The organism is Agrobacterium sp. D14 (assembly GCF_001526505.1).
GTDB lineage: Bacteria > Pseudomonadota > Alphaproteobacteria > Rhizobiales > Rhizobiaceae > Agrobacterium > Agrobacterium leguminum.
The window spans coordinates 237736-250028 of record NZ_ASXX01000063.1 but is presented as its reverse complement, the minus strand read 5'-3'; the positions used below and the strand labels follow the sequence as shown (position 1 = coordinate 250028).

Annotated in this window: 11 protein-coding genes; 4 read left to right on the top strand and 7 right to left on the bottom strand. The window is 60.6% G+C overall.

Going from position 1 to position 12293, the window contains the following annotated elements:
- Positions 1–7: 7 nt before the first annotated feature.
- From L901_RS24095 to L901_RS24080, 4 genes are all read right to left on the bottom strand, one after another.
- The gene (locus L901_RS24095; RefSeq protein WP_059760754.1) at positions 8–652 is read right to left on the bottom strand and encodes a hypothetical protein; all 645 of its coding nucleotides are present in this window, start codon (positions 650–652) and stop codon (positions 8–10) included.
- A gap of 201 nt (positions 653–853) precedes the next feature.
- Positions 854–3757: an isoleucine--tRNA ligase gene (gene ileS / locus L901_RS24090; RefSeq protein WP_059760752.1), complete on the bottom strand. Its 2904-nt coding sequence runs from the start codon at positions 3755–3757 to the stop codon at positions 854–856.
- A gap of 280 nt (positions 3758–4037) precedes the next feature.
- Positions 4038–5018 carry a bifunctional riboflavin kinase/FAD synthetase gene (locus tag L901_RS24085; protein ID WP_059760750.1) on the bottom strand — a complete coding sequence of 327 codons (981 nt, stop codon included), beginning with the start codon at positions 5016–5018 and terminating at the stop codon, positions 4038–4040.
- 47 nt (positions 5019–5065) lie between these two features.
- Positions 5066–5914 (bottom strand): TIGR01459 family HAD-type hydrolase, encoded by an 849-nt coding sequence (locus tag L901_RS24080; protein WP_059760748.1) that lies wholly within the window; start codon positions 5912–5914, stop codon positions 5066–5068.
- Positions 5915–6282: 368 nt separating this feature from the next.
- On the opposite strand from L901_RS24080, the gene groES reads away from it, so the two are divergent.
- The 4 genes from groES (at position 6283) to L901_RS24060 (ending at position 10022) form a co-directional block, all read left to right on the top strand.
- Positions 6283–6579 carry a co-chaperone GroES gene (gene groES / locus L901_RS24075; protein WP_004440196.1) on the top strand — a complete coding sequence of 99 codons (297 nt, stop codon included), beginning with the start codon at positions 6283–6285 and terminating at the stop codon, positions 6577–6579.
- 74 nt (positions 6580–6653) lie between these two features.
- Complete coding sequence (gene groL, locus L901_RS24070) at positions 6654–8288, top strand: chaperonin GroEL (RefSeq protein ID WP_059760746.1); 1635 nt, start codon at positions 6654–6656, stop codon at positions 8286–8288.
- Between the two features lie 698 nt (positions 8289–8986).
- Entirely contained in the window at positions 8987–9421 is a 435-nt protein-coding gene (locus tag L901_RS24065) for a hypothetical protein (RefSeq protein ID WP_035219017.1), read from the top strand.
- A 154-nt stretch (positions 9422–9575) separates the two neighbouring features.
- Entirely contained in the window at positions 9576–10022 is a 447-nt protein-coding gene (locus L901_RS24060; RefSeq protein WP_059760744.1) for a DoxX family protein, read from the top strand.
- Positions 10023–10088: 66 nt separating this feature from the next.
- Here L901_RS24060 and hisG read toward each other — a convergent pair whose 3' ends face one another.
- From hisG to L901_RS24045, 3 genes are read right to left on the bottom strand one after another with little or no spacing between them, the layout of a single operon-like run.
- A complete protein-coding gene (gene hisG, locus L901_RS24055; protein ID WP_020812640.1) occupies positions 10089–10781 on the bottom strand; it encodes an ATP phosphoribosyltransferase in 693 nt (230 codons plus the stop codon).
- Positions 10778–11905, bottom strand: coding sequence for an ATP phosphoribosyltransferase regulatory subunit (locus tag L901_RS24050; protein WP_059760742.1), 1128 nt, complete (start codon positions 11903–11905; stop codon positions 10778–10780). Before L901_RS24050 ends, hisG begins: the two co-directional genes overlap by 4 nt.
- A gap of 16 nt (positions 11906–11921) precedes the next feature.
- Positions 11922–12290 (bottom strand): VOC family protein, encoded by a 369-nt coding sequence (locus tag L901_RS24045; RefSeq protein ID WP_003494067.1) that lies wholly within the window; start codon positions 12288–12290, stop codon positions 11922–11924.
- Positions 12291–12293 lie beyond the last annotated feature (3 nt).

Sequence of the window (12293 nt, the reverse complement as noted above, 5' to 3'; positions counted from 1 at the left end):
TTCGTTATTACTGGAAGGGGTTCCACCAGCTCTTGCCGGTGTTTGCCACGGCCGCTTCTTTCTTGCGGCGCTTTTCCTTCTTCTGCTCCGGTTCGCCGAGATCGGTCAGCTGATCCTGCGGAACGCTGCGGTATTCAGCCGGCGGATCGGTGAGGAACTTGCGCTGGGCGTTGACGACGGAGCCGCCCTGGGCTTCGGCCTTGGCCTTGCGGAAAGCTTCCCATTTCTGGGTTTCGGTCATCTGGCCGGCCGTGCCGTTGCCAGCAAGCAGCGGCGAGCGATAATGCGGGTTGTTCTTGTTGGCATCCGCCTCTTCGCGCAGGCGTTCGCGGGTTTCTTCCGGCGATTCGACCCATTGCGGATTGTTTTCGCGGCTTGCCATGTTCTGCTGCGGCTCTGCCAGCTGTTCGGCGCGGGCCTGGGCGGGAACGACGAGGCCCGGGCGGGGGCTGTATTTCAGGTTGCGCTTTTCCTGATCGTTGCCGGTGATCGAGGTCGCGTTGCCAAGATCGTCGACAAGCTGTTCCGCCGCCGTCTTGCCCGTTCCGTAGGTCGGGCTCGTGCACGCGCCGAGCAACACGCCTATCGTCGTGATGCCAACAACCGTGCGAAACATGCCCAAACCCTGCGCATTACCCTGCATCGTCTTCATTGAAACCCTTCCAGCCGTCCGTCCCACTTCGCCAGACATCGTCTTTCGGCAGGCGGCAGCCCGCATTGCCGTGCAAATCCGGCCATTTTCAGGCAGGTGTACCGGATGAAGAGGCAAAGCGCAATTCATCCGGTCATTTTCATCGCACATCGGCCCGAAACCCGGAATCAGGTTTCGACAGGAACGATGCGCAGCTTCGGATCATCCGAGGGCTGCAAGCTCTCGCAGCGCGGCCGCATCGCGGGCGGAAACCTCCGGATAGGCCGGATCGGAACCGACATCGGTGGTGATGCGCCAGGAACGGGCGCATTTTGCGCCTTCCGCCAGCTTCTGCTCGACCACGACCTTTGCCACTTCCGGCAGGCGGAAGCCATCGGCCGGGCCTTCATCGCCCACCACCGAAATGGCCGAGGTGATGCAGATTTCGGCGAAATCCTGCCCCTTCAGCGCCGCCAGAAGATCGGCGTCGGCAATGTGGACGACAGGGGCAGCTTCCAGCGAAGAGCCGATGCGCTTTTCACGGCGTTCCACTTCCAGCGCGCCGGTGACGACCGTGCGGACCTTGCGGATCTTCTCCCACTTCGCTTCCAGCGCATCGTTCTTCCACTCGGCCGGGATTTCCGGGAACTGGACGAGATGCACCGATTCCGCATCCGGGTAGCGCGAAAGCCACGCCTCTTCGGTGGTGAAGGGCAGCATGGGCGCGAGCCATGAGACAAGGCAATCGAACAGCTTCGCAATGACCGAGAGGGCGGCGCGGCGCTTCAGCGACGACGGCGCGTCGCAATAAAGCGTGTCCTTGCGGATGTCGAAATAGAAAGCCGAAAGCTCGACATTGGCGAAATCCACCAGCGCGCGGGCGATCTTCTTGAACTCGAAGCCGTCATAACCTTCGCGCACGACGCCATCCAGTTCGGACAGGCGGTGAAGCACCAGCTTCTCCAGCTCCGGCAGATCGGCATAGGCGATCTCCTCGCCCTTGTAATGGGCGAGCGTGCCGAGCATCCAGCGGATGGTGTTGCGCAGCTTGCGATAGGCATCGACATTGGTCTGGATGATGGCCTTGCCGAGGCGCTGGTCTTCCCAATAATCCGTGGTCATGACCCACAGGCGCAGGATATCCGCGCCGGCGTCCTTCATGACTTCCTGGGGAGAAACCACGTTGCCCTTGGACTTCGACATCTTCTCGCCCTTCTCATCCATGGTGAAACCATGGGTGACAACGGCGTTATAGGGCGCACGGCCGCGCGTCGCGCAGCTTTCGAGCAGCGACGAGTGGAACCAGCCGCGATGCTGGTCGGAACCTTCCAGATAGACATCCGCCGGCCACTTCATGTCCGGGCGGTCTTCCAGCGTGAAGGTGTGGGTGCAGCCGCTGTCGAACCAGACGTCGAGAATGTCCATGACCTGCTGCCAACGGGCATGATCGTGGTCATTGCCGAGGAAGCGTTCCTTGGCGCCTTCGGCGAACCAGGCGTCAGCACCTTCGGCCTCGAAGGCCTCAAGGATGCGGGCGTTGACGGCCTCATCGATCAGGACTTCACCCTTCTCATCCGCGAAGACGGCGATCGGCACGCCCCAGCTGCGCTGGCGCGACAGAACCCAGTCGGGCCGGCCTTCGATCATGGCGCGCAGGCGGTTCTGGCCGGAGGCCGGAACGAAGCGGGTGTCGTCGATAGCGCTCAGCGAGCGCGAACGCAGCGTCGTGCCGTCGCCCAGTTCCTTGTCCATATAGACGAACCATTGCGGCGTGTTGCGGAAGATGACCGGCTTCTTGGAGCGCCAGCTATGCGGATAGCTGTGCTTCAGACGGCCACGGGCAAACAGGTTGTTTTCCGCGATCAGCGCCTTGATGACGCGGTCATTGGCATCGCCCTTCTTGCCGTTATCGTCCATGACGCGGGCAGCACCGCCTTCGGCGGACGGGCCGAAACCGGGGGCGTCTTCGGTGTAGAAACCGTCATCGCCGACCGGGAACGGGATGGCCGACGAAACGCCGCGCGCTTCCAGCTCACGCTGATGCGCGGTCCAGACGTCAAAGTCCTCGCGGCCGTGGCTCGGCGCAGTGTGCACGAAACCCGTACCGGCATCGTCGGTGACGTGATCGCCTTCGAGAAGCGGAACCGGGAAATCGTAGCCAAGCGACGCCAAAGGATGGGCGCAGGTGATGGCGGCCAGTTCTTCGGTTTTCACGTCGCGAACGAGCTTGAAGGTCAGCTTCGCCTTGGCTGCGGCCTCATCGGCGAGCTTCTTGGCGAAGATCAGCTTTTCACCCGGCTGCGGACCGAAATCGTTCTGCGCGCCTTCCACTTCGTAGAGGCCATATTCGACCCGCGAAGAGAACGCGATGGCGCGGTTGCCGGGGATGGTCCACGGCGTGGTCGTCCAGATGACGACGGAAGCACCGGAAAGAACAGGAGATGCCTGCACAACCGGGAACTTCACCCAGATCATATCGCTCTCGACATCGGCATATTCGACTTCGGCTTCCGCCAGCGCGGTGCGCTCGACGACCGACCACATGATGGGCTTCGAGCCACGATAAAGCTGGCCGGTGCGGGCGATCTTCAGGAGTTCGCCGGCGATGCGGGCTTCGGCGTGGAAGTTCATCGTGGTGTAGGGATTGTCGAAGTCGCCCTCGATGCCGAGGCGTTTGAACTCTTCTGACTGAACCTTGATCCAGCCAGCCGCGAAGTCACGGCATTCCTTGCGGAATTCGTTGACCGGAACCTCGTCCTTATTCTTGCCCCTGGCGCGATAGGCTTCCTCGATCTTCCATTCGATCGGCAGGCCGTGGCAATCCCAGCCCGGAACGTAATTGGCGTCGTAACCGCGCATCTGGAACGAGCGGGTGATGACGTCCTTCAGGATCTTGTTCAGCGCGTGGCCGATGTGGATGTTGCCGTTGGCGTAGGGCGGGCCATCGTGCAGCACGAATTTTTCGCGGCCCGCGGCGGAGGCGCGCAGGCGTTTGTAGAGGCCCATTTCCTGCCAGCGCTTCACCGTTTCCGGTTCCTTCTGCGGCAGGCCGGCGCGCATCGGAAAATCCGTCTGCGGCAGATAGAGGGTGGCGGAGTAATCCAGTTTTTCTGCGGTGTCGCTCATAATCGTACCGTTGTTGCGCGCCGTGTCGGTCGCGCCGTCTCAATTTCAAAGAGGGCAAATACGGAAAGCGCCATGACCAAAGTCATGACAAGCGCCAAAATCCCGGACCTTCCGGCTCGTCAGAGCGGGCGGAAGGCCGGGCCAATAATTCGGCCAATCTGAGTTTTGAACATCAACCGGTATTGGGACATGGCCGGTTGTTTATGCGGTTTTCCGGCAAAAAGGAAGAGAAAAGCGACGGCAATATCGGCCGGAACAGGGGCTGACCGGCCTTACCCGGTCAGAACGCGATCCTGGCGTCCAGTTCGCTGAGCGGACGCACGCCCGATAACATCGCCCTCGCCTCTTCTTCATCGCGCCTGATCTGGGCGACGAGCAGATCGAGACCGTCGAATTTCAGCTCGTCGCGCAGGTGCCCGAAGAAGGAGACCGAACAGACCTCGCCATAAAGATCGCCGGAAAAATCGAAGACGAATGTTTCGAGCAGCGCCGCACCGTTTTCGGTAACGGTCGGGCGGTAACCGAAGCTTGCCACGCCATCGCGGATCGAACCGTCCGGGCGGCGGAACCGCACGGCATAGATGCCCGCCCTCAGTTCCGTTTCCGGCGCCAGCGCCATGTTGGCGGTGGGATAACCCAGCGTGCGGCCGAGCTTCTGGCCGCCGATGACTTCGCTTTCCACCGTGAAGCGATAACCGAGCAGACCTGCGGCGCCCGCCACATCGCCTTCGCACAGAAGCGAGCGAATCCGGCTGGAGGAGACGACATCCGCGCCCTCGTCGCGGAAGGCATCCACCAGCGTTACGTCGAAGCCATGGCGTTTGCCGGCCTCCATCAGAAATGCCGGGCCGCCTTCGCGGCCCTTGCCGAAATGGAAATCGAAGCCGGTGACGACAGCGCTGGCGTGGAGCCAATCGACCAGAATGGACTGGACGAATTCCTCCGCCGAGCGCTGCGAAAATTCCCGGTCGAAGGGATATTCGATGACGGAGCGGAAACCGATGGCCTCAAGGATGCGCGCCTTCAGTGGCGCGGGCGTGAGACGAAAGACCGGCGTATCGGGACGGAAGACGGAACGGGGATGCGGCTCGAAGGTCAGCACCAGCGCGGGAACGCCGCGGGCTTCCGCCAGCTCCAGGGCACGATCCAGCACAGCCCGGTGGCCGCGATGCACGCCGTCGAAATTGCCGATGGCGATGACGCCGCCGCGAAGAGCTTCCGGCAGCGGCTCCTTTTTTTCATTGCGGTGAAAGACGGTCATGGCAATCGATCCATTCCTGCGCCAGCTATTCCTTAGGCAAGACGTCCTCAGGCGAGACGGGGCATCCACCAGCCGGGAGCAGCACCCTGCCCCTTGAGATAGGCGTTGAGAAGCGCCTCGTCCGTCTGGCCGTTCAGCGTATATTCGGCGGCGTGAATGCCGCCGCTGATATAAAGAAGGTTGAGACCGCTCGCAATCGCGCCCTTCACATCCGTCGGCATGCCGTCGCCGATGGCAAGCACGCGATCCTTGGCGAAAGCGCCGCGCACTTCTTTGGCCGCCGCAAGGCAGGCTTCATAGATCGGCGCATGCGGCTTGCCGGCAATGCGGACCTCGCCGCCGAGCTGTTCGTAGTAAGCGGCCATAGCGCCGGCGCAGGGAATGATGCGCTCGCCGCGCTCTACCACCAGATCGGGATTGGCGCAGATCATCGGCACGTTGCGGGCAATGAAGCCCTTGAGCATTTCGGTATAATCCTCAGGCGTTTCCGTCTCGTCGTCAAAGAAACCGGTGCAGACCACGGACTGCGCTTCCGCCTCGCCGACGCGCTCGACATCGAGACCGTCCAGCAGCGGCAGATCCCGCTCCGGGCCGAGCAGGAAGACTTTTTTCGGACCTTCCGCGATCAGGCCGCGGGTAACGTCACCAGAGGTAATGATGCGGTCATAGGCTTCATCCGGCACGCCGAGAACGCGAAGCTGGGCGATGACGCCGGGAGCGGGACGCGGCGAATTTGTGATGAGCACCACCGTCTTGCCGGCCTTGCGCGCTTCCCGCAGCGCAACCGCCGCATCCGGAAAGGCGCTGACGCCATTGTGCAGCACGCCCCAGACATCCGAAAGAATAACGTCGAACCCAGCCGTAATTTCGCCGAGAGTGAGAATGCGATGGGCCATGAGATGCTTTCCGGATGCGAGAAGAGGGTGAGCGTGACATCGCAAAGCGGGACGCCGATGGCAAGGAAAAAAGCGTCGCCAGACCGGTCTTTGGCCCGCCTGACGCAGCATGAACACAAATGCCCCTTAGATGCGATGCGGCCGGAACGCACGAAAAGAATGTCGTCGTGGCGCCCGTCCGCGCATGGGAAATTTCTGTCATGGAACGCTGATAACCATAAGCCATGAAATTTTTCAGACAGGGCGTTCTTGACTCCGGCAGAAGCCCTCCTTATCTCGGTTCCGCTGGCACTCGATAAAGGAGAGTGCTAACACCCATCAGGCGAGTTCCAAAAGCTCGCGCAGTCATTTGATCGAGGGATTAGACAATGACAAGCACCAATTTCCGCCCGCTTCACGATCGCGTCGTCGTTCGTCGCGTTGAGTCCGAAGAAAAGACCAAGGGCGGCATCATCATTCCCGATACCGCCAAGGAAAAGCCGCAGGAAGGCGAAATCGTCGCCGTCGGTTCCGGCGCACGTGACGAGGCCGGCAAGGTCGTCGCTCTCGACGTCAAGGTTGGCGATCGCGTTCTGTTCGGCAAGTGGTCGGGCACCGAAGTCAAGCTCAACGGCGAAGACCTTCTGATCATGAAGGAAGCCGACATCATGGGCATCATCGGCTGATTTCAGTCGACCCATCGTTTCCTTAAATTCCAAGCCGGACCCGATCCGGCCATTCGAAACCAGGAGTTTTGAAAATGGCAGCCAAAGAAGTAAAATTCGGCCGCACAGCACGCGAAAAGATGCTCAAGGGCGTCGACGTTCTTGCTGATGCAGTAAAGGTCACCCTCGGCCCGAAGGGTCGTAACGTCGTTATCGACAAGTCCTTCGGCGCTCCGCGCATCACCAAGGACGGCGTTTCCGTCGCTAAGGAAATCGAACTGGAAGACAAGTTCGAGAACATGGGCGCACAGCTCGTTCGCGAAGTTGCCTCCAAGACCAACGACATCGCCGGTGACGGCACCACCACCGCGACCGTTCTGGCCCAGGCCATCGTTCGCGAAGGTTCCAAGGCAGTTGCTGCCGGCATGAACCCGATGGACCTGAAGCGCGGTATCGATCTGGCCGTTGCTGAAGTCGTCAAGGACCTTCAGGCCAAGGCCAAGAAGATCAACACGTCTGAAGAAGTTGCGCAGGTCGGCACGATCTCTGCAAACGGCGAGCGTCAGATCGGTCTCGACATTGCTGAAGCAATGCAGCGCGTCGGCAACGAAGGCGTCATCACCGTTGAAGAAGCCAAGACCGCTGAAACCGAACTCGAAGTCGTCGAAGGCATGCAGTTCGACCGCGGCTACCTGTCGCCCTACTTCGTGACCAACCCGGAAAAGATGGTTGCGGACCTCGAAGACGCCTACATCCTTCTGCACGAAAAGAAGCTCTCGAACCTCCAGGCCATGCTGCCGGTTCTCGAAGCCGTCGTTCAGACCGGCAAGCCGCTCGTCATCATCGCTGAAGACGTCGAAGGCGAAGCTCTTGCAACGCTCGTCGTCAACAAGCTGCGTGGCGGCCTCAAGATCGCTGCCGTCAAGGCTCCTGGCTTCGGCGACCGCCGCAAGGCCATGCTGGAAGACATCGCCATCCTGACCGGTGGTACCGTCATTTCCGAAGACCTCGGCATCAAGCTCGAAAGCGTTACCCTCGACATGCTCGGCAAGTCGAAGAAGGTTTCGATCTCCAAGGAAAACACCACGATCGTTGACGGTGCCGGCCAGAAGTCGGACATCGAAGGCCGCGTTGCCCAGATCAAGGCGCAGATCGAGGAAACCACTTCTGACTACGACCGCGAAAAGCTGCAGGAACGTCTTGCCAAGCTCGCTGGCGGCGTTGCCGTGATCCGCGTTGGCGGTTCGACGGAAGTTGAAGTGAAGGAAAAGAAGGACCGCATCGACGACGCTCTCAACGCGACGCGCGCTGCCGTTCAGGAAGGCATCGTACCGGGCGGCGGCGTTGCCCTGCTGCGTTCCTCCACGAAGATCACCGCCAAGGGCGCAAACGACGACCAGGAAGCTGGCATCAACATCGTTCGCAAGGCTCTGCAGGCTCTGGTTCGCCAGATCGCAGAAAACGCTGGTGACGAAGCTTCCATCGTTGTTGGCAAGATCCTCGACAAGAACGAAGACAACTACGGCTACAACGCCCAGACCGGCGAATATGGCGACCTGATCCAGCTCGGCATCGTCGACCCGGTCAAGGTTGTTCGTACGGCTCTGCAGAACGCAGCTTCGGTTGCTTCGCTGCTGATCACCACCGAAGCCATGATCGCCGAGCTTCCGAAGAAGGAAGCTGCAATGCCGGCAATGCCGGGCGGCGGCATGGGCGGCATGGACTTCTAATCAGTCCTGTCTCTGGAATACGAAAGGGCGGTCTCCGGATCGCCCTTTTTCTTTGCCGCCCATGCTCTTTTGGCGGTCTGGCGTCGCAAGCGCGCCAGACGGGCGGCATGGACTTCCAATCAATCCTGTCACCGGAATTCAGAAAGGGCGGTCTTCGGATCGCCCTTTTTCTTTTGCCGCCCATGCCTCTTGAGTGGTCCGACGTCGCAAGCACGCCAGACGGGCGGCATGGACTTCTAATCAGTCCTGTCACCGGAATTCAGAAAGGGCGGTCTTCGGAGCAGCAAAATACTCCACCCGTGCGATAGGCCCCAAAATATTGTATCCTTTTGGGACACAAATAGCCTTAGCCGGCTTGTTTTTGGAAGTGCATGCAATAATAGGACACCGCTAAGGGCGAATCACAATCGCAGATGAGGCCGAGTTTCGACCTCACCGGCCTATAAATTCGACACATAGTTGTCTTTTTTCATATATTTCGCGATTGCGATGAAGGAATACATAATATTTTTGATTTTCTCTCTGACTGGTTGTTGTGGGTAAGAGAAAATAAACTATAAGTCAGCCCCCGTAAGGGTGCCGCGACGGGACGCAAGCATTGAAGGGGTTCGATGCCTGGCTAAAAGTTTCGACTGCGGGTGGCGGTGGAAGTTCAACTTGGCAGTGACGCTTGAAATTGCGTCGCTGGTACGATGTTCATGCGGGGGCGCGATTTGTTCGAAATCTCAAGACGCAACGATGCTCTGCCTGCGGCCGTGACGACCACGCCCGATCCCAGAACCCTGTCCAATTTCTTCATTTCGGAAGAGTGGAGCAGCGATCTTTCAAGCGGTGTCATCAGGCTTGGCGAACAGGCCTCCTTCATGCACGGCCTGCCCCCCGGCGAGTGCGGTCTGCTCAGCCTTGTCCGCTGCTACGATCGCAGCGACCATGCCCGCGTGCTGGAACTTTTCGAGCAGGCCTCCACTGCGCCTTCACGATTCTGCTTTTCCACCAACCTCTTCATCCTTCCGACAATGCGCCAGCCCGTTATCTGCATGGGTGAATCCGCCGGTTTTGAGGACGATCGGCAGGGGCGGATTTCCGGGCTTTTCCTGTTTCCGCGTTTCGAAGATATTCGCTTCGCCGCCTGAACAACTTGCCGAAGGCTCGCCATCGTTCACAAAATGACGACAAATCGTCTCCTCTTGTTCATCTTTATGGACGGGTGATTTTCCGCCATTGATATCTCCCGACATCGCCCTGCAGCTTAACCGGCGACACGCCGATCAATTACCGGAGATTTCCATGTCCAGCAGCCAGAACGTTCTCGTTCTCATCGCCCGCATTCTGCTTTCCTTCATCTTCATCTCTTCAGGCTTCAGCAAGCTCGTCGATCCAGCCGGTACGGCCGGCATGATCACGGGCGCCGGCCTGCCCGCCGCAACCGCGCTTGCCTATATTGCAGGTCTGTTCGAACTCGTTGCCGGCCTTGCCATTCTCACTGGTTTCCAGACCAGGATCGCCGCCTGGGCGCTTGCCGTCTTCTGCGTCTTCACCGGTCTGGTGTTCCACAGCGGCACCGTTGCCGTTCCCGGCTGGCCTGAACCGGCTCTTGGCTGGATCAACACGCTGAACGGCATCATGATGGTGAAGAACATCACCCTTGCCGGCGCTTACATCCTGCTTGCCGCCTTCGGCCCCGGCGCCTACTCCGTCGACGCTAAGCGCGGCGTGGCTGTGGCCCACGCATAAGCCAAACAACAGATCGACCAATAAAAAAGCCGCCGGATCGCTCCGGCGGCTTTTTGTTTTACGTCGTCAGACCGCAGCCCTGATACGCGAGGCGATCTCCTGAACCGCCGCATCGCCTTCGTGTTCCGGCTTGCGGGCACGCACAAAGCAGGCTTCCGAACGGACGATGATGCCGTCAGAGAGAATTTTCAGGTGGTTGGCCTTCAGCGTCGAGCCGGTCGAGGTGATATCGACGATGATATCCGCCTGCCCCGCCGCCGGTGCACCTTCGGTCGCGCCAAGGCTTTCGACGATGCGATAAAGCTGAATGCCGTGCTGGCGCGAAAAAAACTGCTGCGTCAGCCGCCAATATTTGGTGGCGATGGCAAGCCTGCGGCCATGGCGGGCGCGGAACTCCGAAGCGACATCGCCGAGATCGGCCATGCTGTCCACATCCAGCCAGATTTCCGGCACTGCGACCACGACATCCGCATGGCCGAAACCGAGGCGGGCGCAGAACTCCACCTGCGCATCGGCATTGGTTAGTCCCTCGCGCACAAGGTCCTCTCCCGTCACGCCGAAATCCACGGTGCCGGCGCCGATCTCGCGGGCGATCTCGGAGGCGGAGAGATAGGCGATCTCGATATCGTCGCGCCCTTCGATGCGGCCGCGATAGGAGCGGTCATTGCCGACGGCCGCGACCTTCAGCCCGGCGCGTTCCAGAACGGCGGAGGCGTCTTCCTTCATCCGGCCCTTGGAGGGCAATGCGATGGTGATCATGGCTTGTCGCTCCCGCGCACCGTTTCGATGCGATCCAGCCAGAGCGAGAAGCCCACGGCCGGGATTTTTTCCTGTGCGCCGAGCAGGGTCAGCAGCCGGTCGAAACGGCCGCCACCGGCCAGCACGCTGTCGTCGCCCGCTTCCACCACCTCGAAAACGAGACCGGTATAATAATCGAGCGGACGACCGAAGGCCGCGCCATAGGTGACGGTTTCGAGATCGACGCCGGCATTGGCAAGAGCTGCGACGCGTTTATCGAAAGCGGACAGCGCGCCATCCAGTTTCAGCTTCGCCTTTGCGGCAAAATCGGCCAGAACCTGCGAGGCCTTCGGCAGCGGTGCCTTCAGGGCCAGGAACTGCTTGAGCAGCGCAAAGCTTTCATCCGGCAGGCGTGTGGCGGCAAGCGCCAGTTTTTCCCGCAGGCGGCGGGCGATTTCCTGCGGCGCACGGCTGGCATTGGTGGAATAGCCGGTCTCCTGCATCACCGTATCGAGATAATCGACCAGCACCGCCTCGTCGCCCGTCGCCAGCAGGCCAGCGACGCGGGCATCGAGGCCGGTCATCGGCTTGGGATGCACAAGGCTTTCCAGCAACGCGTCGAGCTGCGCCATATCGCCGAAGGCCTGCACCAGCCGCTTCTGCCAGCCGAGCGGCAGGCCAAGGGCGGCAACCACCGCCTCGAACACCTGCTGGTCACCCAGCGTGACCGCAAGCGCCCGGCCCGGCAGCAGGCGCTGCAGAATGCCGGTGGCGTCAATGACGGCACGGGCATCGGCGGCGGCGATATCGGTATCGCCGAGATCCTCGATGCCGGCCTGATAAAACTCGTTGGCACCTTCGCGGCGCTGGCGGAAGACTTCGCCGAGATAGGAATAACGCTTCGGCGTTCCGGTCGCCGTTTCGATATGGCGCAGGCAGACCGGGATGGTGAATTCGGGGCGCAGACACAGGCTCTCACCCGTTTCGCTCTCCGTCATGAAGATACGGCGGCGCAAATCCTCGCCGGCCATATCCAGAAAGGGTTCGGCGGGCTGGATGACAGGCGTGTTCACGCGGCTCGTGCGGCGCGCGGCGAATTCTTCCAGTAGCTCTCCGGAAAATTCCGGCATGTCGATCAGGGGCATGGAACGGTACTTTTCGTCACGGTTCGAGCGGCTGCATCATTTCGATGCGGTTTCCGAAGGGATCATGGACATAAAACCGGTGATACCCTTCAAGCGGCTCATCCTCAACCACATGGCAGCCTGCTGTTTCAAGTGTTTTTCGCAAGGTTGCCATATCATCGACCAGAAAGGCCGGATGGGCTTTCTTCGCCGGGCGGAAATCCTGCTCGACGCCGAGATGCAGTTTTATCGAACCCCGGCTGAACCAGCACCCGCCGCGCGCGGCGAGATTGGTGGGCTTGGCCTGCTCCGCAAAGCCGAGCAGGCCGCCATAAAAAGCGCGCGCCTCATCTTCACGGCCCGCCGGCATCGCCAGTTGAACATGGTCGAGCGCGAGGATCGCCATGGC

Bases quoted from the DNA above. Each gene is read 5' to 3' on its own strand.
- L901_RS24060 (WP_059760744.1), top strand. From the start codon at position 9,576: ATGTCCAGCAGCCAGAACGTTCTCGTTCTCATCGCCCGCATTCTGCTT.
- L901_RS24065 (WP_035219017.1), top strand. From the start codon at position 8,987: ATGCGGGGGCGCGATTTGTTCGAAATCTCAAGACGCAACGATGCTCTG.
- L901_RS24050 (WP_059760742.1), bottom strand. From the start codon at position 11,905: ATGCCCCTGATCGACATGCCGGAATTTTCCGGAGAGCTACTGGAAGAA.
- hisG (WP_020812640.1), bottom strand. From the start codon at position 10,781: ATGATCACCATCGCATTGCCCTCCAAGGGCCGGATGAAGGAAGACGCC.
- groES (WP_004440196.1), top strand. From the start codon at position 6,283: ATGACAAGCACCAATTTCCGCCCGCTTCACGATCGCGTCGTCGTTCGT.
- L901_RS24080 (WP_059760748.1), bottom strand. From the start codon at position 5,914: ATGGCCCATCGCATTCTCACTCTCGGCGAAATTACGGCTGGGTTCGAC.
- L901_RS24085 (WP_059760750.1), bottom strand. From the start codon at position 5,018: ATGACCGTCTTTCACCGCAATGAAAAAAAGGAGCCGCTGCCGGAAGCT.
- ileS (WP_059760752.1), bottom strand. From the start codon at position 3,757: ATGAGCGACACCGCAGAAAAACTGGATTACTCCGCCACCCTCTATCTG.
- L901_RS24045 (WP_003494067.1), bottom strand. From the start codon at position 12,290: ATGGCGATCCTCGCGCTCGACCATGTTCAACTGGCGATGCCGGCGGGC.
- groL (WP_059760746.1), top strand. From the start codon at position 6,654: ATGGCAGCCAAAGAAGTAAAATTCGGCCGCACAGCACGCGAAAAGATG.
- L901_RS24095 (WP_059760754.1), bottom strand. From the start codon at position 652: ATGAAGACGATGCAGGGTAATGCGCAGGGTTTGGGCATGTTTCGCACG.